General features: G+C 63.9%; 17 protein-coding genes. 14 read left to right on the plus strand and 3 right to left on the minus strand.

All coding sequences use genetic code 11. From position 1 onward, the window contains the following. Positions 1-144 precede the first annotated feature (144 nt). Both HF885_RS00670 and HF885_RS00675 read right to left on the minus strand, forming a co-directional pair. Positions 145-1,167, minus strand: coding sequence for an aldose epimerase family protein (locus HF885_RS00670; RefSeq protein ID WP_170103058.1), 1,023 nt, complete (start codon positions 1,165-1,167; stop codon positions 145-147). 116 nt (positions 1,168-1,283) lie between these two features. Further along, positions 1,284-2,066: a DeoR/GlpR family DNA-binding transcription regulator gene (locus HF885_RS00675; protein ID WP_170103059.1), complete on the minus strand. Its 783-nt coding sequence runs from the start codon at positions 2,064-2,066 to the stop codon at positions 1,284-1,286. Between the two features lie 523 nt (positions 2,067-2,589). Between HF885_RS00675 and HF885_RS00680 the strand changes: the two genes are divergently transcribed. The 5 genes from HF885_RS00680 (at position 2,590) to HF885_RS00700 (ending at position 8,543) form a co-directional block, all read left to right on the plus strand. Next, the gene (locus HF885_RS00680) at positions 2,590-2,892 is read left to right on the plus strand and encodes a PTS sugar transporter subunit IIB (RefSeq protein WP_170103060.1); all 303 of its coding nucleotides are present in this window, start codon (positions 2,590-2,592) and stop codon (positions 2,890-2,892) included. Between the two features lie 111 nt (positions 2,893-3,003). Next, positions 3,004-5,505: a phosphoketolase gene (locus tag HF885_RS00685; protein ID WP_170103061.1), complete on the plus strand. Its 2,502-nt coding sequence runs from the start codon at positions 3,004-3,006 to the stop codon at positions 5,503-5,505. Positions 5,506-5,750: 245 nt separating this feature from the next. Then, positions 5,751-6,635 carry an NAD(+) diphosphatase gene (gene nudC / locus HF885_RS00690; RefSeq protein ID WP_170103062.1) on the plus strand — a complete coding sequence of 295 codons (885 nt, stop codon included), beginning with the start codon at positions 5,751-5,753 and terminating at the stop codon, positions 6,633-6,635. A gap of 9 nt (positions 6,636-6,644) precedes the next feature. Continuing rightward, positions 6,645-7,877, plus strand: coding sequence for an LCP family protein (locus HF885_RS00695; protein WP_170103063.1), 1,233 nt, complete (start codon positions 6,645-6,647; stop codon positions 7,875-7,877). A gap of 39 nt (positions 7,878-7,916) precedes the next feature. Continuing rightward, complete coding sequence (locus tag HF885_RS00700; RefSeq protein WP_170103064.1) at positions 7,917-8,543, plus strand: histidine phosphatase family protein; 627 nt, start codon at positions 7,917-7,919, stop codon at positions 8,541-8,543. A gap of 85 nt (positions 8,544-8,628) precedes the next feature. On the opposite strand, the gene HF885_RS00705 is transcribed toward HF885_RS00700, so the two are convergent. Continuing rightward, a complete protein-coding gene (locus HF885_RS00705) occupies positions 8,629-9,579 on the minus strand; it encodes an Rpn family recombination-promoting nuclease/putative transposase (RefSeq protein WP_170103065.1) in 951 nt (316 codons plus the stop codon). A 516-nt stretch (positions 9,580-10,095) separates the two neighbouring features. Between HF885_RS00705 and HF885_RS00710 the strand changes: the two genes are divergently transcribed. The 9 genes from HF885_RS00710 (at position 10,096) to leuC (ending at position 22,682) form a co-directional block, all read left to right on the plus strand. Then, positions 10,096-11,631, plus strand: a complete 1,536-nt coding sequence (locus HF885_RS00710) for a 2-isopropylmalate synthase (RefSeq protein WP_170103066.1) — start codon at positions 10,096-10,098, stop codon at positions 11,629-11,631. 1 nt (position 11,632) lies between these two features. Next, complete coding sequence (gene ilvB, locus HF885_RS00715; protein ID WP_170103067.1) at positions 11,633-13,345, plus strand: biosynthetic-type acetolactate synthase large subunit; 1,713 nt, start codon at positions 11,633-11,635, stop codon at positions 13,343-13,345. 4 nt (positions 13,346-13,349) lie between these two features. Then, positions 13,350-13,856, plus strand: a complete 507-nt coding sequence (ilvN, locus tag HF885_RS00720; protein ID WP_090845130.1) for an acetolactate synthase small subunit — start codon at positions 13,350-13,352, stop codon at positions 13,854-13,856. Between the two features lie 124 nt (positions 13,857-13,980). Then, on the plus strand, positions 13,981-15,000 hold the full coding sequence (gene ilvC / locus HF885_RS00725; RefSeq protein ID WP_170103068.1) for a ketol-acid reductoisomerase: 1,020 nt from the start codon (positions 13,981-13,983) through the stop codon (positions 14,998-15,000). A 424-nt stretch (positions 15,001-15,424) separates the two neighbouring features. After that, positions 15,425-17,143: a biosynthetic-type acetolactate synthase large subunit gene (ilvB, locus tag HF885_RS00730; RefSeq protein WP_206109708.1), complete on the plus strand. Its 1,719-nt coding sequence runs from the start codon at positions 15,425-15,427 to the stop codon at positions 17,141-17,143. Positions 17,144-17,197: 54 nt separating this feature from the next. Further along, entirely contained in the window at positions 17,198-18,394 is a 1,197-nt protein-coding gene (ilvA, locus tag HF885_RS00735) for a threonine ammonia-lyase (RefSeq protein WP_170103069.1), read from the plus strand. 54 nt (positions 18,395-18,448) lie between these two features. After that, positions 18,449-20,140, plus strand: coding sequence for a dihydroxy-acid dehydratase (ilvD, locus tag HF885_RS00740; protein ID WP_170103070.1), 1,692 nt, complete (start codon positions 18,449-18,451; stop codon positions 20,138-20,140). Between the two features lies 1 nt (position 20,141). Continuing rightward, entirely contained in the window at positions 20,142-21,398 is a 1,257-nt protein-coding gene (locus HF885_RS00745) for an ATP-binding protein (RefSeq protein ID WP_170103071.1), read from the plus strand. 12 nt (positions 21,399-21,410) lie between these two features. Beyond that, positions 21,411-22,682, plus strand: coding sequence for a 3-isopropylmalate dehydratase large subunit (gene leuC / locus HF885_RS00750; protein ID WP_170103072.1), 1,272 nt, complete (start codon positions 21,411-21,413; stop codon positions 22,680-22,682). Positions 22,683-22,692: the final 10 nt, after the last annotated feature.

The following is a 22,692-nucleotide window of genomic DNA, read 5'->3' on the forward strand; positions in this document are numbered from 1 at the left end:
CGGCCGCGTCCCGGGTGGGTGCGGCACCGTCGTGTGCTGCTTTCATTATGCAAGCTTAGCGCGCCGGCCATGCGTGCGGACGGCGCGCTGCAGAATGTTTACCAATGCTTCGTGTCCGGTGCGTGCCGGCATCCGGCTTTTGCCCTATGCTCCCGCGCGGAAGGCGAACGCCGTGGTGAAGCGGAACGCGTGCCCGGCGGCGTACACGCCCTGCGGAAAGTTCTTGTGGTGCACGAAGTCGGGGTAGAACTGCGTCTCGAGCGCGACGCCGGCGGACGGCCCGTAGTGGACGCCGTCCTTTCCGTCCTGGTCCAGCGTCGGCGCGGTGTAGAGCTGCAGCCCCGGCGAGTCCGTGTACACGTCCATGGAGATTCCCGTGCGGTCGCCGGTGAGCGTGCACGCGCGCTCCAGGTGCTCGTCGTTGTGAAGCACGTAGTTTATGTCATACCCGCCCAGCTCCTTCGCGCCATCCGCGAGGGTCGTCGGCGTGCGCAGGTCGTACGGCGTGCCGTCCACGGGGGCTATCTCTCCGGTGGGGAGCATGCGCTCGTCCACGGGCGTGTACGCGTCCGCCTCCAGCTGCAGCGTGTGGCCGAGCACGCTTCCGGCCGCGTGCCCGTTCAGGTTCCACATGGCGTGGCACGTGAGATTGATGACGGTGGCGTCGTCAGGCATGGCATCGTAGTCTATCCGCAGCTCGTTCTCGTCCGTGAGCGTGTACGTCACGTTCACGTCCACGGCGCCGGGGAACCCCTGATCGCCGCGGCGGCTGCGCAGGTTGAGCGTGATGGAGTCCTCGCGCGCCCTCGCAAGCGTCCACAGGCGCTCGAAGTAGAAGTGCGGTCCGGAGTGGATGTTGTCCGGCCCCATGTTCGCGGCCAGGTGGTGTGTGGTGCCCATGAGGTCGAAGCGCGCCCCCGCGATGCGGTTGGCGTTCCTGCCCACGATGGCGCCCATGCAGAACGTGTTGCCCAGGTAGCCGGTCGCCCCGTCGAAGCCAAGGCAGACGTCCGGCCTGCCGCCGCGGCCGTCCGGCACGCGCACGCTCACCAGGCACGCCCCGAGGTCGGTCACGGAGACCTTCATCCCACGGGAGTTCCTCAGCGTGTGCAGGTGCACTTCTCGCCCGTCCGGCATGCTTCCAAACGCGTATGACTCCAGGCTCATGGCTCCTCCTCTGGCGGTTGCGCCGGGCCGTCGCGCCGCGGCGCAACGGCCTTCCTGCTGGCAAGAACCATGGTAGGCGAGAAGGGCGCGCCCCCTCTTGGTGAGTGGACGAGTGGCTAGGCTCCCTCGGGAATCGAGGTCGCGACTACGATTACATCCTTCACGCCCGCCATGTACAGGTGGTCCACCTGCTCGTCCGTGGCGCCGTCGTCCGTTATGACCGTGTCCGCCATGTGCGCCGGCGCGATGGGGTAGGTGTAGCTCTTGCCGATCTTGAACGAGTCTAGCAGCAGGAAGTGCTCGCGCGACTGCTTCAGCATGAGCGAGTCAACCGCGGTCTCCGGCACGGTGTTCGACGTGAGTCCGTGCTCCGCGCTGATGCCGCTGCAGCCTATGAAGCACTTCGCGGCCTGGTAGCGGCGGATCACGTCCATGGCGAGCTCGCCGGTGAGCGAGGCGCGCGGCGGCACGGCGGTGCCGCCCGTGAGCAGTATGGTCTGGCGCAGCGGCCCCTTCAGGAGCATGACCTTGCTGTTGTTGGTGATGACGGACACGTCGTCCGCCTCTATCTGCTCTATCATCTCGAGCGCGGTCGAGCTTGCGTTCACGAAGATCGCGTCGCCGTCCTCCACGTGGCGGGCGGCCTCCGCGGCGATGGCCTTCTTCGCGAGCACGCGACGCGAGCCCGAGGGGCGTCCCAGCGCGTCCGCTATGGTGACGCGGCCGTACTGGCGGGTCACCATGCCGCGTCCCTCCAGGTAGTCCAGGTCGCGGCGGATCGTGAGCGGCGACACGTCGAAGTGCTCCGCGAGCTCGCCCACGCCGGCGCTCTCGCGACCCTCCAGGAGCCTCATGATGGCTTCGCGCCTTCTGGTGACGAACGTCTCACTGCGCCTCATGTGAGCCCTTCTCCTCGCATTCCGCCGGCACCGCACCGCACCGCTTCGCGTTTGTGCGTGCCTTGCATTTGTATTGATGCCATTTTAGGAACAAATTGAACGTTTGGATGCTTGGCTTTTCTCGCACAACGTATTTCGTGATGCATTAGAAGTTAAAATTATACATTTGTCGACTTATAGGTCCATTGTGTTCAACTAGGCGCTCACAACGTTCATAAAAGTGAATCATGTTGATAAATCACCAGTTAAAGCATGGTATGAAAGCTCTTCTCGCGAGCGCTTGATTGTGATGCCAACAGAGTTGCCCCTGTGCGCAGTATCGAAATTTCAAGAGTAAACGACAAAAAGTATGAGTTTGGATTGACTTTGTTTCTTGCGTGTGTCACATTGCAGCTGTGAAGCACGTCAGGCAGACGGGATGCCAGGCGGGCAGGCCACCGCGCGCATGCGTCTTTGGCGCGCGAACCGGCACTTCAGGCATCCCGAGGGCGGCGCGGACTGCCGCGCCGGAAGGGAGAAGGCAATGGCAACCTACAAGGCACTCGTGTGCTGCCGTGCCGGAGTCGGCTCGAGCGCGATCCTCGAGACCAGGGTCAAGCAGGTCGTCGCGGACGAGGGGTGGCCCATCGAGACCACGCACGGCTCCGTCGACCAGATCGCCGGCTTCGACGGCGACCTCATCATCACCATGTCCGACCTCGGCCTCATCCTCGAGGACGAGGGCAAGAAGGACCTTCCCTACGTTGTGAGCGTCCGCAACATCGTCGACGCCGCAGAGATCAAGGCCGGCCTCGAGGGCTTCCTCAAGGAGAAGGGCGCACTGTAGGGCCCGCACCGTGGCGCCGGCCGCAATGCGGCGCGGAGCCGCCTGCAAGGCAAACGCAAGATACGCCCGCAAGAGGGCGAGAAGAACGTGACAGACCGAAAGGAAGTCCACATGGACCTTGGAACCCCCTGGAAGAAGCTCGACGCCCCCGTGTCCGAGGAGGAGCTCGCGTGGGTCGACAAGTACTGGCGCGCCGCCAACTACATGTCCGTCGGCCAGATCTACCTGCGCAGCAACCCCCTCATGCGCTCTGACTGGGTGGACGAGAAGACCGGTGAGACCCGCGATTTTGGCCGCGCGGACGTGAAGCACCGCCTCGTTGGCCACTGGGGCACGACGCCGGGCATCAACTTCCTGATGGGCCACGTCAACCGCCTCATCCACGACCACGACCAGAGCGTCGTGTTCTTCATGGGGCCGGGCCACGGCGGACCCGCCGGCACCTCGCAGTCCCTGCTTGACGGCACCTACCGCGAGATCCGTCCGGACATCACCGACGACGAGGCCGGCCTCCAGAAGTTCTTCCGCCAGTTCAGCTACCCCGGCGGCATCCCCAGCCACTTCGCGCCCGAGACCCCCGGCTCCATCCACGAGGGCGGCGAGCTTGGCTACACGCTGTCCCACGCGTACGGCGCCGTGCTCAACAACCCCAGCCTGCTCGCGTTCGCCGTCGTGGGCGACGGCGAGGCCGAGACCGGCCCGCTCGCCACGTCCTGGCAGACCAACAAGCTCGTGAATCCGCTCACGGACGGCATCGTCCTGCCGGTCCTGCACCTCAACGGCTACAAGATCGCCAACCCCACGATCCTTGCCCGCATCTCCGACGAGGAGCGCAACGAGTTCTTCCGCGGCATGGGCTACCACCCCTACACGTTCGAGGCCGGCTTCGACGACGAGTCCCACATCTCGATCCACCGTCGCTTCGCCGCCCTGCTTGAGCAGGTCTTCAACGAGATCTGCGACATCAAGTGGCGAGCGCTCGCCGGTGAGACCGCCCGTCCCGCGTACCCCATGATCATCTTCAGGACCCCGAAGGGCTGGACCTGCCCCAAGTACATCGACGGCAAGAAGACCGAGGGCAGCTGGCGTGCGCACCAGGTGCCCCTGACCTCCGCCAAGGACACCCACGAGCACTTCCGCGTGCTGCGCGGCTGGCTGCGCTCCTACAAGCCGGCCGAGCTCTGGAACGAGGACGGCTCCCTCAAGCCCGAGGTCACGGAGTTCATGCCCCAGGGCGAGCTGCGCCTGGGCGCCAACCCCAACGCCAACGGCGGCCTGATCCGCGAGGACCTCGAGCTCCCCGACATCCACGACTACGAGATTCCGGTTGCCGAGAAGGGCCACGGCTACGGCACGACCGAGGCGTCTCGCGTGTTCGGCAACTACACGGCCGACGTGCTTAAGCTGAACCTCACGAAGTTCCGCGTCTTCGGCCCGGACGAGACCGCGTCCAACCGCCTGCAGGCCGCGTACAAGCTCACGGACAAGCAGTGGGACGCCGGCTTCAACGCCGACCCCGAGAACGACTCCTACCTCAGCAGCACGGGCGGCGTGATCGAGCAGCTGTCCGAGCACCAGTGCGAGGGCCTGCTCGAGGGATTCCTGCTCACCGGCCGCCATGGCGTCTGGAGCTCGTACGAGTCGTTCATCCACGTGGTCGACTCCATGATCAACCAGCACGCGAAGTGGCTCGAGGCCACCGTGCGCCACATCCCCTGGCGTAAGCCCATCGCGAGCCTCAACATCCTGCTGTCCAGCCACGTCTGGCGCCAGGACCATAACGGCTTCAGCCACCAGGACCCCGGCTTCGTCGACCTGCTGCTCAACAAGAACTTCCATAACGACCACGTCGTCCAGATCTACTACCCGGCAGACGCGAACATGCTGCTGTGCGTGGGCGAGGAGGCCTACAAGTCCACCAACAAGATCAACGCGATCTTCGCCGGCAAGCAGCCCGCGCCCACGTTCCAGAGCATCGACGAGGCTCAGCTCGAGCTCAAGAAGGGCGCTGCGACCTGGGATTGGGCCGGCAACGTCAAGGACGGCGAGCAGCCGGACATCGTTCTGGCCTGCTGCGGCGACGTCCCCACGCTCGAGATGCTCGCGACGTCCGACGCCCTGCAGGACCTTGGCATCAAGGTGCGCTTCGTGAACGTCGTCAAGCTCCTGGCCATCCAGGACCACGATGAGAACGACGCCTCCCTCACCGACGAGGAGTTCACCAAGCTCTTCGGCGAGAACGTGCCCGTGCTCTTCGCGTTCCACGCCTACGCGCACACCATCTACGGCCTCATCCACGGCCGCCCGAACCACGACAAGTTCCACGTGCACGGCTACATGGAGGAGGGTTCCACCACCACCCCGTTCGACATGCTGCGCCTGAACGAGATGGACCGCTTCGCCCTTGCCGCCCACGCCCTCGAGATCCTCGACGCGGACAAGTACGCCGAGAAGATCAAGGAGTACCGCGACTTCCGCGAGGAGGCCTTCCAGTTCGCCGTGGACAACGGCTACGACCACCCGCGCTTTACCGAGTGGAGCTGGCGTGACGTCGTGGGCCAGGACAACTCCGCTGCCGCCATGTCCTCCACCGGCGGCGACAACGACGAGTAGTCGCACCTAGCTTTCTCCTTGGATCGCGGGCCCGTCGCACCGCGCGTCCATCTGCTTCCTAGGCCGCAAGGCCAGAAGGGCTCCGGCTTCGGCCGGGGCCCTTCTCTCGTAGGCGCCCCGCCCGGTGTCACGCGTTCCTTGTGGGCGGAAGGCGTATTTGCCGCGTGGGCGGCGGCCAGGGTATATGCTCTTCTCACCTGTGCCGCCCGCCGGGCGGTCGACGCGCCCGGGGAGGGACCCATAACGTGATTCAGGACATTGGCGACCATGGCTTCGACAACGCGTACGCTCCGAAGGAGCCGACGCCTGAGGCGTATGCCCTCGCATACCAGGGCGACAACGTCCTTCTGGCCGAGAAGGACGGCAACCTCGTGCTGCCGCGCATCCGCGACTGGCAGGCGGTCCTTGGCCCGGAAGCCTGCGGGGTGGACGCGCTGGCGCCGCGCTACCTCTTCCGCGTCGACGGGAACGACTTCTTCCTGGTGGACGAGGCGGCGCTTCAGACGGGCAGTGTGGGCATGCCGCGCGGCTTCGTGTTCGCTTCCGTGCAGACCATGCGCTTCTACCAGCCTCGATGGCTCGCGTTTGCTGCTGTCACCGGGCTGCAGCTCTCGAGGTGGTACCTCAACAACCGCTACTGCGGCCGCTGCGGCTGCGAGTTGGGGCACGTTGCCACCAGCCGCGAGCTTGCGTGCCCCTCGTGCGGGAACGTCGTGTACCCGCGCATCAATCCTTGCATCATCGTGGGAATCACGCGAGGCGACAGCCTGCTGCTTACTAAGTTCGCCCAGGGGCGCTACAAGAACTATGCCCTCGTGTCGGGCTTCTGCGAGGTGGGCGAGACGCTGGAGCAGACCATCGAGCGCGAGGTCATGGAGGAGGTGGGCCTGCGCGTCCGCAACATCCGCTACTACAAGAGCCAGCCGTGGTCGTTTTCAGACTCCCTGCTCATGGGGTTCTTCGCGGACGTGGACGGCGACCCGACGGCACGCCCCGACCACGTCGAGCTCTCCGTCGCGCGGTGGGTGGCGAGGCGCGACCTTCCGCGCGAGCACGAGGACACGTCAAGCCTTACGAACGAGATGATCGAGCTCTTCGCCCGTGGCGAGGAGCCGATGCCCAACCGATAGGGGGATGCGATGGCGCAGTACAGGCCGGACGGAGGCCGCGACGATGGCGTGGACGCCTACGACTACGATGACCCGCGCCGTTACACCTCGCGTCAGCGGCGACGCCAAGGGCAGCCTGAAGCCAGGAACGGCGGCGCCGTGGTGAGTCGCCGCTCTCGCCTGGGAGACGCCCTCCGCGGCATCGGCCGGGAAGAAGGACGTCGCTCCCAAGATCAGGGTCAGGCGGCATCGCAGCAGTCGTACTACCCACGGCAGCAGACGTACGGCCAGCAGGGATATCCACAGCAGTATGGCTACTCCGAGCAGCTGGTCTATCAGGAGGGGCCCAAGAGGCGCCCGCACCGCGCCCGGAACGTCCTTCTCGTGATTCTGGCAATACTGGTTGGGCTCTACCTCCTTATATGCGTTCCCATAGACAGAAGCATTGCGTTTTCCGACGACGTTGCGACGAGCCTTTCGGGCGAGCTGTCCATGCACGTCCCGCTCACTCCCTACTACGTGCTCGCCCTTGGCTCGGACGCGCGGGAAGGCGACACGGTAAGCAGGACGGACACGATGATCCTGTGCCGCATAGACCCTCTGGCTGCCAAGGTGACCATGGTTTCCATACCACGAGACACGATGGTGCAGATAGACGGCCATGGCACACAGAAGATCAACGCGGCATACGCGTTTGGTGGCGCAGCGGGTGCCGTGAAGGCGGTGAAGAACCTCACGGGAGCGAGCGTCAACCATGTGGCGCTTGTCAACTTCGACGGCATCGAGACGCTGGTGAACGCGCTCGGCGGCGTTACGGTCGACGTGCCCGTGGACGTGAACGACCCTGGGTATACGGGGCTCGTGCTTTCTGCGGGCACGCATGAGATGGACGGGCATACGGCAATGCTCTTCTCGCGCGTTCGACATGGGTTTGCGAACGGCGACTACCAGCGGCAGGAGGATCAGCGGATACTCATCTCGGCGATAATGAAGAAGGCCTTGTCGAATCCGCTGTCGCTGCCTGCCGTCGGGAAGGCCATGGGTGGGCTCCTATCCACAACCATGCGCTGCTACAACATCATTCCGCTCCTTACGCGCTTTGCAATTGGTAGCCCAACTATATACAGTGCCTCCATTCCCTCGAGTCCGCAGACGATTGGCGGCGTTTCATACGTCGTGGCGGACGAGCAAGCCACGGCGACCATGATGCAGGTGGTCAACCAGGGAGGGGATCCCTCGACGGTCGCGAATGGTGTTCAGTAGCGACTGCCGACCTAACGATTTCGATAAGGATGTGCGTGCATGAAAAAAGTCACCTTCTACTATGTTCGGCACGGAAGGACCGAGTTCAACCGCGACAAGGTAATCCAAGGCGGGAGGGTCGATTCGCCCCTTGTGCCCGAGAGCGTCCCCACGATCGAGAGAAGTGCAGAAGCTCTTTCGCAAATAGAGTTCGCGAGGTGCTATGTCTCACCCCTAAATCGCACGCATCAGACGGCGGAGGTGCTGCTTGCGGGGAGGGATGTCGAGACAAAGGTGAACGCGAATCTCCGTGAGTTCGACTTTGGTGACATCGACGGTAAGCCCTATAAGGGCAACAGGGGGGCATTTGCTCGCTGCTTCCTGCGCCAGGACTTCTCGTCCGTGGGTGGCGAGAGCGGGAAAGAGGTGCGCGAACGTGTGAAGCGTGCATTCAAGAAGATGTACAAAGAGAGTGCCGACGGAGATGACGTCCTGGTAGTGGGACATGGCGCCTACCTGCGGTATGTGGTGCTCGAGTTTGCCAAGATGTCCGGTTTCTCCCGGAGGTTGGTCAGCACTACCATGCGCGTGCCAAATGCAGGCATTGCGACCATCGTGGCGACGGATGGCGAATTCGAACTCGTGTGTATGCCAGTAAAGGCGGAGAAGTTCAGGCCAATCGATTAGCAAGCTGGGGGGGCGGCATGCCGCCTCCCAGCTAGTTGCTACGTGCGTGCCCATATGCGACACGGCGGCCTATGGATACTTCGCGTTATTCCGAGCCGATGGAGTACTCGCTATACAGGTTTGCCCTAAACGTAGGATCTGTAGCCGCGCGAACGATATCGTCTTGTCGCCCATCCTCGTTAAGACGTGCGACAAGCTTCGCAAGCCGCTCCTCGCCGACTGTCTGGCCTTCTTCGAGTCCGATCTTGCGACCCTCGTCCAAGCCCAGCTTGTGTCCCTCGTCGAGTCCCAGCTGGCGACCTTCCTCAAGGCCAAGCTTGCGGCCCTCTGCGAGACCGAGCTCGCGACCCTTGTCGACATTGAGCTGATCCTTGATTGCCTGCACCATGAACTCAAGCCTCCATTTGCGGTTGTCGAGGACGTGCTCCACGGCCTCGTTGAGCCTTGAGGAGAGCTCTCCCGTGACCTTTCGAGAGGAAATGTAGTCAAGGAGCTCGTTAACCCGTGGGCCCTCCTGCGGTTCCGTGGGTGAAGTGGCTGCGAGAAAGATGGTGTGCACCCCGTCGTCTAGGCAGAGGTCTGGGTCGTCCTCGCAACGGCTTTGGAAAGAGTATACCCTGCGTCCCAGCCCAAATAAATCGAACCCGCAGATGAATATGACGTAGGAATCCCTGAGGGAGCGATAGGGGGCACCCCGGCTAATCTGGGAAAGGGCAAGCATTGCGTGATAGTAGCGCGAGCGCTGCGGAAGCTCGTGCGTGTCAGTTGCCTGCATCTCGACGCTGTAGACCGTTCCCCTGGCGTCACGGACGTAGACGTCAAGGCGTACGCCGTGTCCGTCTTCGGTTACGTCGATGGCATCCTGACGTCCAACGTACTCGATCTTCTCGATGTCAGTGGAGAGAATTGCCTCGAGCACCTCCTTGCAGAGGTCCTCATCAAGCATCACCTTTCCGAAGACGAAGTCGTTCGCGATGGTGAGAGATTTCCAACGGACCTCGAGCTCCTGAACCAGATTTCTGACGTCCTGCTCCATGTGCGCGCTCCTCTCCATGAATCGAACAAACGTTCTATAGTTGAACTATACCATGCCGTATACCCCTTTGCAACAGGGAATTTGCTGCAGATAAATGCAAGATAGTCAAGGCTCGGTCATTGCAGTGGGGACGTTTTCCGGCCAAATGTTTCCGCTTGGAGAAGCGGGGGGAGTTTTTCTCGACCTGCGTCCTACGCTGTGGCATATTGTCCATCAACGCATCCGTGTGGATGCGAATGTCTAAGGAGCGAAAGCGATGACCAACGACTTCGTCGCATACAAGGACTTCACCGACCTCGCGGCCAGCCGCGTGGTACTTGGTGTCGTTTCCTCGCTCCTACTAGCGAGCGCGCGCTAGACTGCACACAGGTTGCTGCTAGCGCGTAATGTTTGACCCGCCGGAACGTGGGTTTGGCGCTCGCATCCCTTTTTTCACATAGCGCGGCGTCGGCTCTATCCGGTGGATGGTTGTTTGCGTATCTATTGACGTGCCACACCGTCCGAGAGGAGTCTTTCATGACCCGCAAGATCAACATCTTCGACACCACATTGCGAGACGGCGAGCAGTCGCCTGGCGCATCGATGAACACCGAGGAGAAGCTCGTTATTGCCCAACAGCTGCTCAGGATGCACGTGGACGTAATCGAGGCCGGGTTCCCCATTTCGTCTCCCGGCGACTTCCGCTCTGTTCAGGAGATTGGGCGCCTGGCGGGTGACGATGCCGTGGTCGTCGGACTCACGCGAGCGGTGGACAAGGACATTGACCGCGCTGCCGAAGCCCTGAAGACCGCTAAGCGCCCCCGCATTCACACCGGTCTGGGCGTTTCTCCCCAGCATTTGCGCGAGAAGCTGCGCATTAGCGAGGACGAGTGCGTCGAGCGTGCGATTCACTGCGTCAAGTATGCGAAGAAGTACGTGGACGATGTCGAGTTCTACGCCGAGGACGCGGGCCGCGCGGACCAGAAGTTCCTGGAGCGCGTGATACAGGCGGCCGTAGACGCCGGCGCCACCGTCGTGAACATTCCCGACACGACGGGATACCAGCTGCCTGACGACTTCGGTGCGCGAATCAAGGGCCTCGCGGACAACGTTCGCGGCATCGAGAACGTGACCATCAGCGTGCACACCCACAACGACCTCGGCATGGCGACGGCGCTGGCGCTCGCCGGCGTGAAGAACGGTGCGACGCAGATCGAGTGCACGATTAACGGTCTTGGCGAGCGCGCAGGCAACACCGCCCTCGAAGAGGTCGTCATGGCCATAAAGATGCACGGCGACGAGCTCGACGCGCACACCGGCATCGTCACGCAGGAGCTCACGAGGGCGAGCCACCTCGTAAGCCGCATCACCGGCATGAACGTGCAGGCAAACAAGGCCATCGTCGGCTCCAACGCCTTCGCGCACTCCTCCGGGATCCATCAGGATGGCGTGCTGAAGGCGCGCGACACCTACGAGATTCTCGACCCCGCGGACGTTGGCGCGGCCGGTTCGGAAATCATCCTGAGCGCGCGCAGCGGTCACGCGGCATTGAAGCACCGTCTGGCGGAGCTGGGCTACACGTTCCCGGACGACGAGTTCGACGAGATCTATCAGCGCTTCCTGGAGATTGCGGACCAGAAGAAGGAAGTGTACGACGAGGACCTCGAGTCCATGGTGCAGGAGCGTCAGCGTGACGCATCCGCCATCTACACCCTCGATGCGCTCCAGGTCTCCTGCGGTGACCCGCTGGTCCCGACGGCAACGGCGACCATCAGCGACGAGTCGGGCGAGAAGCACGTGGTGTGCGCGACCGGCACCGGTCCCGTGGATGCCGCATACAAGGCGGTCGACCAGGTTGTCAGCGTCCACGGTGACCTGCAGGAGTTCTCTGTCAAGGCCGTCACGCGCGGCATCGACGCGCTGGGGGAGGTGACCGTACGCATCCAGGCCGAAGACGGTCGAGTATTCACCGGGCGAGGCTCTGACAACGACATCGTCGTATCTTCCGCGAAGGCATACGTTAACGCAATCAACCGCATGATTCAGACGCAGCGCTCGAACGAAGGAAAGTAGTATGAGGCGAATCTCTGGCGCACAGGGCATTGTCGAGACCCTCGTCTCCGAGGGCGTCGACACCGTGTTTGGCTATCCGGGCGGGACCGTGCTCGAGCTCTTCGACGCTCTCTACGACGCCACGGACAAGATCAGGGTCATCGAGCCGACGCACGAGCAGCATGGCTGTCATTCGGCGGACGGCTACGCTCGCGCGACCGGAAAGACGGGCGTCGTGATCGCAACCTCTGGTCCGGGTGCAACAAACCTCGTGACGGGCATCGCCACGGCGTACCTGGACTCCGTACCGCTGGTGGCCATCACGGGCAATGTCTCGAACCAGATGATCGGGACGGACGCGTTCCAGGAGCTCGACATCACGGGCGTCACGCTGCCTATCACGAAGCACAACTACTTCGTGCGCGATGCGAGCCGCCTGCAGGAGGTGCTGCGCGAGGCGTTCCGGCTTGCGAACTCCGGCAGGCGGGGACCCGTCCTCGTGGACATTCCCGCCGACGTCCAGCGCACGATGATTGACTGGCAGGATGCGGAGCCGCTTCCCGCCGTAGAGCCTCCCCGTGCGTCCAGAGATGAGCTTGAGGCTGCTGCCACAGCTATAAACAGGTCTCGCAGACCGTTCGTGTACTTTGGCGGCGGAGCCGTCTGGAGCGGCGCGTCGCAAGAGATCGTCGACTTCGCAAAGAAGATCGGAGCTCCCATAGGGTGCTCGCTCATGGGCGTCTCGGGTGTCCCGACGGACGCACCCGGCTTCCTGGGCATGGAGGGCATGCACGGGCACTTTGCCAGTACGAGGGCGATGTACGAGTGCGACTGCCTGATCGCTCTGGGGGCCCGCTTCAACGACAGGTCTACGGGCGACCGTACGAAGTTCGCTCCGAGTGGCAAGGTCGTGCACGTGGACGTCGACTCGTCCGAGTTCTCGAAGAGCCTGGAGGACCAGGTAGAGGTCAAGAGCGACGTGCGTGCCTTCCTGGAGGACGTGGCCGAGCTCATAGAGCCCAATACCCACGAGGAGTGGGTGCGTCACGTGCGAGAGCTTCGTGCACAGGAGCGCGGCTACGCGGACTACCGAGAAGGGCTGACCCCAAAGAACGTGATGGAGGCCATAGATGCGGCGCGTTCCGAGGACATGGCGGTCGTGACCGACGTTGGTCAGCACCAGATGTGGGCGGCGCAGTATCTGCGCTTCGCGAAGCCGAGGACGTTCATCACCTCTGGCGGTCTGGGCACCATGGGCTTTGGCCTCGGGGCGGCGAACGGGGTTGCGCTTGCGACTGGTAGGCCCTCCATCCTGGTGACTGGCGACGGGTCCTTCGCCATGGACATGGCGGAGATGATCACAGCGGCGGACAACCACATACCCGTGTGCATCGTGCTATTGAATAACGGTGTGCTCGGCATGGTCCGTCAGATGCAGTCGCTCTTCAAGGAGCAGCGCTATTCCATGACCACCTTGAGGCATGGCGGCGCCGACTTCTGCGCCATTGCGCGTGGGATGGGGGCCGAGGCGACGAGGGTCCAGACGATCGAGGAGCTCTCCGAGGCCCTGGATCGGGCACTTCTCGCCCAGGGCGACCCGACGACGGCAGGGCCGAAGCTCATTGAGGTGCCGATAGACAAGGACGAGTTCGTTACGCCCGTTTTGCGGATTGGGGCGTCCATGGACGAGCTGATCGTGAACATGGACGACGTTCGCGCCAGGATGGGGAGGTAGGCGGATGACCACGTACAACATCGCCATCATGGTCAGGAACGAGTACGGCGTCCTCAATCGCGTTACCAGCATGTTCAGGCGCAGGCAGTTCAACATCCTGAGCCTGACGGTCTCCGAGACCGAGACGGAGCGGCTGAGCCGCATTACGGTGCAGTACGAGGGCGAGGAGCGCTCGAAGCGCCAACTGGTGGCACAGCTTGCCAAGCTGCCCGACGTCATCTCGTGGAAGGAGTTCGACCCGGAGGACTCCATCAGCTGCGAGCTGCTGCTCATCAAGATGGCGAACCGCAACGAGACGAGATCGCAGGTGCTTGACGCTGCGGATGCGTTCAGGGCGAAGATCGTGGACTACACCCGCGACTCCATCGTCTTCAGGATTGCCGGGGGAAGCAGGCGCATCGACAACTTCATTGACCTGATGCGCGACTTCGAGATTCTCGAGGTGTGTCGCACGGGGGTCGTGAGCCTGGAGCGCGGCCCGAGCGTGATGAGGGACGTGGCGAGCGTCTAGGCGCGATTTGAAGGAAATGTGCCACACATCGCAAGCGTGTTAACAAAGGGAGACCCAGACTCCCCATGGGAGCCTCTGTCACATAGAGTTTCCGTACCGTCCATCAAGCGAAAGGAAAGAACAGATGGCATTCAGGATGTTCCACGAGCAGGACTGCGACGTCAGCAAGCTCGACGGCAAGAAGGTCGCAATCATTGGCTACGGCTCTCAGGGTCACGCGCACGCGCTGAACCTGAAGGATTCCGGCGTGGACGTGAAGGTTGGTCTGCGCCCCGGTTCCAAGTCCAAGGCGAAGGCCGAGAAGCAGGGCATCGAGGTCGTCTCCAACGCCGAGGCCGCCAAGTGGGCCGACATCATCATGATCCTGATCAACGACGAGTATCAGGCCAAGATGTACAAGGAGGACATCGAGCCGAACCTCGCACCGGGCAAGACCATCGCCTTCGCGCACGGCTTCAACATCCACTACGGCTGCATCACCGTCCGCCCGGACTGCAACGTGATCATGGTCGCTCCCAAGGCTCCCGGTCACACCGTCCGCTCCACCTATCTCGAGGGCAAGGGCACCCCGTGCCTGGTCTGCGCCCACCAGGACGCCACCGGCGACGCGTTCGACCTCGCCCTGGCCTACGGTGCCGCCATCGGCGGAGCCCGCGCTGCGCTTCTCGAGACCGATTTCAGGACCGAGACCGAGACTGACCTCTTTGGCGAGCAGAACGTCCTCTGCGGCGGCGTGACCGACCTGATGGAGGCTGGCTTCAACACGCTGGTCGAGGCGGGCTACGATCCTCGCAACGCCTACTTCGAGTGCATCCACGAGATGAAGCTGATCGTCGACCTCATCTACGAGAGCGGCTTCGCCGGCATGCGCTCCTCCATCTCCAACACCGCTGAGTACGGCGACTACACCGCCGGCCCGCACGTGATCACCGAGGCCGCCAAGGAGGGCATGCGCTACAACCTGAAGCGCATCCAGAACGGCGAGTTCGCCAAGGAGTTCCTGCTTGACATGTCCGAGGAGAGCCACCAGGTCCACTTCAAGGCGATGCGTCGCCAGCAGGCCGAGACCCTGATGGAGGAGACCGGCAAGAAGATTCGCGCACTGTATGCGTGGAACGACGAGGACAAGCTCCTGAACAACTAGGGATTTCCCGACGGTCGGATCGACTGCGAGAAAAGCGTGGGGACACGGCTTGGGCATCTGTCCTGGGCCGCGTCTTTTTAGGCATCAACCTGCTGAAATGCTACTTGCTTGATTGCAATGCAACCACTTTGTTACGAGCGCACGGCATCTCTGGAGAAGCGTGCCGTGGTGTGCAAATATAGGGACTCACGGTTCGTAACGATTCAGACGTTTGGAGGAGGATGTCCGATGACAGAGGCAAGATCTAACGCTCGCGGACGCATGAACTTCTCCGCTGAAATCCTAGCTATTATTTAGTTGCAGCCTCTTTTTACAAAGGGGGTTGCAACGCATATGGGTCTTCGCCAGGGGCGGGGACTCTTTTTTTAGACGTCAGACAAGGCTCGAGGAAGCGACGCGACAGGGCAAAAAGGGAAGGGGACCGATGGAACTGCAGCTGACAGGGGCTCAGATTCTGCTGGAATGCCTCAAGGAGCAGGGAGTGGACACCGTCTTTGGGTATCCTGGCGGCACGATCCTGGACGTGTACGACGCTCTGTACCAGACGAGCGGCATCAACCACTATCTTGTGAGCCACGAGCAGGGCGCCGCTCACGCCGCGGACGGCTACGCGCGCTCCACGGGGCGCGTTGGCGTGTGCTTTGCGACGTCCGGCCCTGGCGCCACGAACCTGACGACCGGCATCGCGACCGCAATGGCGGACAGCTCTCCTGTGGTTGCCATCAGCTGCAACGTCACCTCCCAGCTTCTGGGCAAGAACTCGTTCCAGGAGGTCGACAGCACCGCGGTCATGAAGCCGATCACGAAATGGACGCACCAGGTGTCCGACGTGAGCGAGCTCGCCTCCGTCGTGCGCGCGGCGTTCTTGGTGGCGCGTTCCGGCAGGCCGGGTCCCGTTTTCCTGGACATCACGAAGGACGTCACCCAGACGTTTACCTCGTACGCGCCCGTCCACCTCTCCGAGCACCTCTCGCACCTTGCCCCCGGTCTTCTGCCCGACGAGCTTCGCGCCTCGCTTGAGCCACCCGCGGTCGACGCGGCGGACGTAGACGAGGTCGTTCAGATGGTGCTGGAGTCGAAGCGCCCGATGATCATCTGCGGCGGCGGTGTGGTGCGCAGCAGGGCCAACGGCGAACTCAACCGCTTTGCGAACCAGATCGATGCGCCCGTTGCCATCACGGTCATGGGCGGTGGCGGCTTCAGGGGACGCGATTCCCTGACCACGGGCATGATCGGCATGCATGGCTCCCAGGCCTCGAACATGGCCGTCGACAACTGCGACCTGCTGCTGGCGCTTGGCTGCAGGTTCTCGGATCGCATCGCCCTCAAGCCTGACACGTTTGCCTCGAAGGCGAAGATCGTCCAGATCGACATCGACCCGTCCGAGATCGGCAAGAACGTCCACTGCGAGAAGGGCATCCAGGGCGACGTGCGCCAGGTGCTCCAGCTGCTGCTCAAGCGACTCGAGTCCGCGGGGCAGCTCGACCACTCCGAGTGGAAGGAGTTCGTGTTCTCGTATCCCACCGAGACGGTGTACGACGAGGAGGAGGGCCACCTCACTCCGAAGCAGGTGGACGACGTAGTCGCGCGTCTGTGCCCGCAGGACACCATCGTCACGACGGATGTCGGCCAGCACCAGATGTGGGCGATTCAGCACTTCCACTACGACTATCCGGGCCAGCTGCTCACGTCCGGCGGCTTCGGCACCATGGGCTTCGGTCTGGGCGCTGCCATCGGCGCGCAGGTGGGCAACCCCACGAAGCGCGTCATCCACGTCACGGGCGACGGCTCGTTCCGCATGAACTGCATCGAGCTCGCGACCGAGGAGCACTACAAGCTGCCCATCATCACCATCATCTACGACAACGAGGTCCTGGGCATGGTGCATCAGTGGCAGACGCTCATCTACAACGGCCACTACTCCCAGACGAACCTTGACAGGCCGCCCTCGTGGCCGGACCTGGCACGCGCCTACGGCCTGGACGGCAGGCGCGTCTCGACCGTCGCGGACTTCGAGGCGGCGCTGCGCGAGGCGCTCGACTGCGGTCACGGCTACGTGATCGACGTGGTGCTCGACCGCGACGAGATGGTGCGCCCCATGGTCCCCGGCGGACAGCACATCACGAACTTCCTCGCGGTCTAGCAGGCTGCGACGCGCAGGAAAGCCCAAGCCCAAACCCAAGAAAGGAACCTCAGGATGCTCTCACTGGACAAGGTGTACAACGCCGCATACGCGCTACGCGGGGTCGCGCGAAAGACCGACCTCATCGCGGCACCCAACCTGGTCGAAGGGATGGACCTGCACCTGAAGACGGAGAACCTGCAGGTCACCGGTTCGTTCAAGATTCGCGGTGCGTACTACAAGATCAATCGCCTCAGCAAGGACGAGCTGTCCCGCGGCATCATCGCGTGCAGCGCGGGCAACCATGCGCAAGGCGTCGCGCTTGCGGCGACGCGCCTGGGTGTCAAGAGCGTCGTGTGCATGCCGGACGGCGCCCCCATCATGAAGGTGGAGAACACGCGCAGGCTTGGCGCGGAGGTGCGCCTGGTCAAGGGCACGTACGACGACGCCCACGACGAGGCCGTCCGCCTGCAGGAGGAGACGGGAGCCACGTTCATCCACCCGTACGACGACGAGGACGTGATCGCGGGCCAGGGCACCATCGGACTCGAGATCCTTGACCAGCTCGATGGCGTGGACGCCGTCGTCGTTCCCGTCGGTGGCGGCGGACTCATCTCCGGCGTCGCGCTCGCCATCAAGAGCCTGCGCCCGCAGTGCAAGGTCTACGGCGTCCAGGCAGAGGGTGCCTCCGCGTTCGCGGATGCGTTCCACCAGGACAAGTGGGCCGCCTCCGACTCCGCCGTCACGTTCGCGGATGGCATCCAGGTCAAGGTTCCCGGCACCCTGAACTTCGAGATGGTCGAGAAGTACGTCGACGACATCGTGACCGTCTCGGACGACGAGATCGCCGCCGCGATCCTTGCGCTCATGGAGCGCCAGAAGCTCGTCGCGGAGGGCGCGGGGGCCACGCCGGTCGCGGCCTGCATGTTCGGCCACCTGCCCGTCGAGGGCAAGCGCGTCGTCTGCGTTATAAGCGGCGGCAACATCGACGTGAACATCCTGTCCCGCGTCATCAACCGCGGCCTTGCCATGAGCGGCCGCAAGGTCACGCTCTCGCTGAAGCTCACGGACAAGCCGGGCCAGCTTGAGCAGGTCAGCCACATCATCGCGGAGCTCGGCGCGAACGTCGTCTCCGTCGACTACGACCTGACCGACCCCGACCTGCCCATCTCGAGCTGCATCCTGCGCGTGGGCATGGAGACCCGTGACAACGACCAGATAGAGGAGATCCGTCAGCATCTGCAGGACGCGGGCTTCTCGCTTGCGAACTAGTTCAAATAGAAATGACACGCGCCCTCGGTGGGCGAGAAGAACGAGGAGGAACCAATGGAGGGAACCCCGGATCGCAAGCACTTTGCGAGCGACGAGATAAAGTTTGGCGCGCGTAACGCGGCACATCGCTCGCTGTTCCACGCGCTTGGCTGGACCGAGGAGGAGATGCACCGTCCCATCGTGGGCATCGTGAGCTCCCAGAACGAGATCGTCCCCGGCCACATGAACATCGACAAGATCGTCGAGGCCGTCAAGATGGGCGTCGCCATGGCCGGCGGCATGCCCGTCGTGTTCCCCGCGATCGCCGTGTGCGATGGCATCGCCATGGGCCACACCGGCATGAAGTACAGCCTCGTCACGCGCGACCTCATCGCGGACTCCACGGAGTGCATGGCGCTCGCGCACGGCTTCGACGCGCTCGTGATGGTCCCGAACTGCGACAAGAACGTCCCTGGCCTGCTGATGGCCGCGGCTCGCGTGAACGTGCCCACCGTGTTCGTGTCTGGTGGCCCCATGCTCGCCGGTCACGTCCATGGCTGCAAGACGAGCCTCTCGTCCATGTTCGAGGCGCAGGGCAGCTACTCCGCCGGCAAGATGAGCGAGGAGGACCTGGAGGACTACGCGCGCAAGGTGTGTCCGACGTGCGGCTCGTGCTCCGGCATGTACACCGCGAACTCCATGAACTGCCTGACGGAGGTCATCGGCATGGGTCTCTCCGGCAACGGCACCATCCCCGCCGTGTACTCCGCGCGTCTGGAGCTCGCGAAGCACGCGGGCATGGCCGTCATGGAGATGCTGCGTCGCGACATCCGCCCGCGCGACATCATGACGAGGGAGGCGTTCGCGAACGCACTCACCGTCGACATGGCGCTCGGCTGCTCCACCAACACGATGCTCCACCTGCCCGCCATCGCGCACGAGTGCGGCATCGAGCTCAACCTCGACAACGCGAACGAGATGTCGGCCCGCACGCCGAACATCTGCCACCTCGCACCCGCAGGTCGCACGTACATGGAGGACCTGAACGAGGCGGGTGGCATCTACGCCGTCATGAACGAGCTCTCCAAGAAGGACCTGCTCAACCTCGACTGCATGACAGTCACTGGCAAGACCGTGGGCGAGAACATCGCTAACCACCCCGTGCTCGACCACGACGTCATTCGTCCGGTGGACGACCCGTACTCCGCCACCGGCGGCATCGCGGTGCTGCGCGGCAACCTCGCGCCGGACGGATCGGTCGTCAAGCGTGCGGCCGTCGCGCCGAACATGCTCGTCCATGAGGGCCCGGCCCGCGTGTTCGAGAGTGAGGAGGCGGCGCAGCAGGCCATCGACGAGGGCAAGATCGTCGCGGGCGACGTCGTGGTCATCCGCTACGAGGGCCCGAAGGGCGGTCCCGGCATGCGCGAGATGCTGAACCCCACCTCCGCGATCATGGGACGCGGCCTCGGCGAGTCCGTCGCGCTCATCACGGACGGCCGCTTCTCCGGCGCGACGCGAGGCGCCTGCGTGGGCCATGTCTCCCCGGAGGCGGCAAGCGGCGGCCCGATCGGCATCGTCGAGGAGGGTGACACGATCCTCATCGACATCCCGAACAACCGCATCGAGCTGAAGATCGACGACGCGGAGTACGAGCGTCGCATGGCGGCGTTCGTGCCCAAGTCGAAGGAGCTCCACGGCTACCTCAAGCGCTATGCCGCGCTCGTGGGCTCCGGTGCGAACGGCGCCGTCCTCTCGGCGGGGGAGTAGCATGGCCGCTTGGGACGCGGAGGCGACGTTCAGGAGGCTCCGCCTTGGCCTGCTCTCGCTTGCGGTCTTCCGGGGCGTGCTCGAGGATGACGTGATGGCCGCGCTCGCGCGCTGCATCGAGCTGGGCGACCGGCTCGAGGAGGACCCCGCGCGCCCGGGTCTGGAGCACGAGTACGCCGACGCGTACGCACGGCTCGTGGCGGCGCTGCTCGAGGCGGGCGACGCCGACCTCGCCACGCACGTGCGCACCGTGGTCCTCGACGACGAGAACGCCTACCTCAGGCGCCTTGGCGCTGGCGGAGGCGTCGCGCCTGAGCTCGAGGACGCCGCCGCGAGCGAGCTCAAGACGCTTGGCATGATGGCGAACCTCACGGCGGACGACCTTCTCGCCCCGGTGGGCGAGAAGGACCTTCGTGCGCTGCTGCCGCGCTTTGCCAACTCCAGGATCGACCTTCCCGCGGCCTATGCGGAGAGGGCGGCGAGCATCGGTCGCACGGGCTGGGGCATGTACGCCCGCTACCACGTGTTTCGCGTGGACGGGGGCCAGATCGTTCCCGTGCGCTACCCAGACCCGCAGTGCCTGGAGGACCTCGTGGACTACGAGCGCCAGCGCAACGCCATCCTGGAGAACACCCGCGCGCTGCTGCGCGGGCTTCCCGCCGCTAACATCCTGCTCACGGGGGATGCCGGCACGGGCAAGAGCTCCACGGTCAAGGCCGTGGCGAACGCGCTCGCGCCGGAGGGGCTGCGCATCCTGGAGGTCCGCAAGGAGCAGCTGCGCGACATCCCCGCGATCCTGGACCAGCTCACGCAGAACCCGCTGAAGTTCGTGATCTTCATCGACGACCTGTCGTTCTCGGCGGACGACGACAACTTCGCGGCCCTTAAGGCGATTCTTGAGGGCTCCGTGTCCGCGAAGTCCGACAACGTCGTGATCTATGCGACGAGCAACCGACGTCACCTGGTGCGTGAGCGCTTCAGCGACCGCGACGGCGACGACGTGCACCAGCGCGACACGATCCAGGAGATCGTCTCGCTATCCGACCGCTTTGGCATCCACCTTACGTTCTACAAGCCCGACAAGGGCGTCTACCTCGACATCGTCCACAAGCTCGCCGCGGACAGGGGCATCTCCATGGACGAGGGCAAGCTCGACCTCGCCGCGGAGCGCTTCGCCACCAGGCGCGGCGGCCGCTCCGCCCGCGGCGCGCGGCAGTTCGTGGACTCGCTTCTGGCGACGCCCGACACGCTCAACTAGGAAGGAGCAACCATGGCACGTCCCATGACGATGGCAGAGAAGATCCTCGCCGACCACGCAGGCCTCGACGAGGTCGTCCCCGGCCAGCTTATCGAGTGCGACCTCGACGGCGTGCTCGCGAACGACATCACGGCTCCGATCGCCATCAAGACGGTGCGCGAGATTGGCGCGGGCGTCTTCGACCCGACGAAGATCTTCCTCGTACCCGACCACTACAGCCCGAACAAGGACATCAAGAGCGCGGAGCAGACGAAGGTTACTCGCGACTTCGCCCACGAGATGGGCATCACCCACTACTTCGAGCAGGGCTGCATGGGCATAGAGCACGCCCTTCTCCCCGAGAAGGGCATCGTCGGACCCGGCGACCTCATCATCGGCGCGGACTCCCACACCTGCACGTACGGTGGCATCGGTGCGTTCAGCACGGGCGTGGGCTCCACGGACGCCGGCGTCGGCATGGCAACCGGCCGCGCGTGGTTCAAGGTGCCCGAGACCATCCGCATCCAGGTGGACGGCGAGCTGCCAGCCGGTGCCTCCGCGAAGGACATCATCCTGTACGTGATCGGAAAGATCGGAGTGGACGGCGCTCTGTACTGCGCCATGGAGTTTGCCGGATCCACCATCAGTAACCTCTCCGTCGAGGGTCGCCTCACCATCGCGAACATGGCGATCGAGGCCGGCGGCAAGGCGGGTCTCTTTGAGGTGGACGACGTCGCGCGCGCCTGGCTGGATGGCCGCTGCGAGCGCCCGTACAAGGAGTACCACTCTGACCCCGACTGCACGTACAAGCAGGTCGTGAAGATCGACGCCGCAGACGTTGTTCCCCAGGTCTCCTGGCCGCACCTGCCCAGCAACACGCACCCGGTCGCGGAGAGCCGCGACATCAAGATCGACCAGGCCGTCATTGGCAGCTGCACCAACGGCCGCATCGAGGACATGCGCGCCGCCGCCGACGTCCTGCGCGGGCGCACCGTGGACCCGAACGTGCGCTGCATCGTGATTCCCGCGACGCAGGGCGTCTGGCTGCAGTGCGTGCATGAGGGTCTCATGGACGTGTTCATCGACGCGCACTGCGTCGTGTCCACCCCCACGTGCGGCCCGTGCCTTGGCGGCTACATGGGCATCCTCGCCGCGGGCGAGCGCTGCGTGAGCTCGACGAACCGCAACTTCGTCGGCCGCATGGGCGACCCCACGTCCGAGGTGTACCTGGCAAGCCCCGCCGTGTGCGCCGCGTCCGCCGTCGCCGGGCACATCGCGCTGCCGTCCGACCTCGACCAAGCCTAAGGGAGATAGC

The sequence above is a fragment of the Parafannyhessea umbonata genome, assembly GCF_012844235.1.
Taxonomy (GTDB): Bacteria; Actinomycetota; Coriobacteriia; order Coriobacteriales; family Atopobiaceae; genus Parafannyhessea.

Excerpts from the sequence above, each read along its gene's own strand:
- HF885_RS00670 (WP_170103058.1), bottom strand. The coding sequence starts at position 1,167 with ATGAGCCTGGAGTCATACGCGTTTGGAAGCATGCCGGACGGGCGAGAA.
- HF885_RS00675 (WP_170103059.1), bottom strand. The coding sequence starts at position 2,066 with ATGAGGCGCAGTGAGACGTTCGTCACCAGAAGGCGCGAAGCCATCATG.
- HF885_RS00680 (WP_170103060.1), top strand. The coding sequence starts at position 2,590 with ATGGCAACCTACAAGGCACTCGTGTGCTGCCGTGCCGGAGTCGGCTCG.
- HF885_RS00685 (WP_170103061.1), top strand. The coding sequence starts at position 3,004 with ATGGACCTTGGAACCCCCTGGAAGAAGCTCGACGCCCCCGTGTCCGAG.
- HF885_RS00695 (WP_170103063.1), top strand. The coding sequence starts at position 6,645 with ATGGCGCAGTACAGGCCGGACGGAGGCCGCGACGATGGCGTGGACGCC.
- HF885_RS00700 (WP_170103064.1), top strand. The coding sequence starts at position 7,917 with ATGAAAAAAGTCACCTTCTACTATGTTCGGCACGGAAGGACCGAGTTC.
- HF885_RS00705 (WP_170103065.1), bottom strand. The coding sequence starts at position 9,579 with ATGGAGCAGGACGTCAGAAATCTGGTTCAGGAGCTCGAGGTCCGTTGG.
- HF885_RS00710 (WP_170103066.1), top strand. The coding sequence starts at position 10,096 with ATGACCCGCAAGATCAACATCTTCGACACCACATTGCGAGACGGCGAG.
- ilvB (WP_170103067.1), top strand. The coding sequence starts at position 11,633 with ATGAGGCGAATCTCTGGCGCACAGGGCATTGTCGAGACCCTCGTCTCC.
- ilvN (WP_090845130.1), top strand. The coding sequence starts at position 13,350 with ATGACCACGTACAACATCGCCATCATGGTCAGGAACGAGTACGGCGTC.
- ilvC (WP_170103068.1), top strand. The coding sequence starts at position 13,981 with ATGGCATTCAGGATGTTCCACGAGCAGGACTGCGACGTCAGCAAGCTC.
- ilvB (WP_206109708.1), top strand. The coding sequence starts at position 15,425 with ATGGAACTGCAGCTGACAGGGGCTCAGATTCTGCTGGAATGCCTCAAG.
- ilvA (WP_170103069.1), top strand. The coding sequence starts at position 17,198 with ATGCTCTCACTGGACAAGGTGTACAACGCCGCATACGCGCTACGCGGG.
- ilvD (WP_170103070.1), top strand. The coding sequence starts at position 18,449 with ATGGAGGGAACCCCGGATCGCAAGCACTTTGCGAGCGACGAGATAAAG.
- HF885_RS00745 (WP_170103071.1), top strand. The coding sequence starts at position 20,142 with ATGGCCGCTTGGGACGCGGAGGCGACGTTCAGGAGGCTCCGCCTTGGC.
- leuC (WP_170103072.1), top strand. The coding sequence starts at position 21,411 with ATGGCACGTCCCATGACGATGGCAGAGAAGATCCTCGCCGACCACGCA.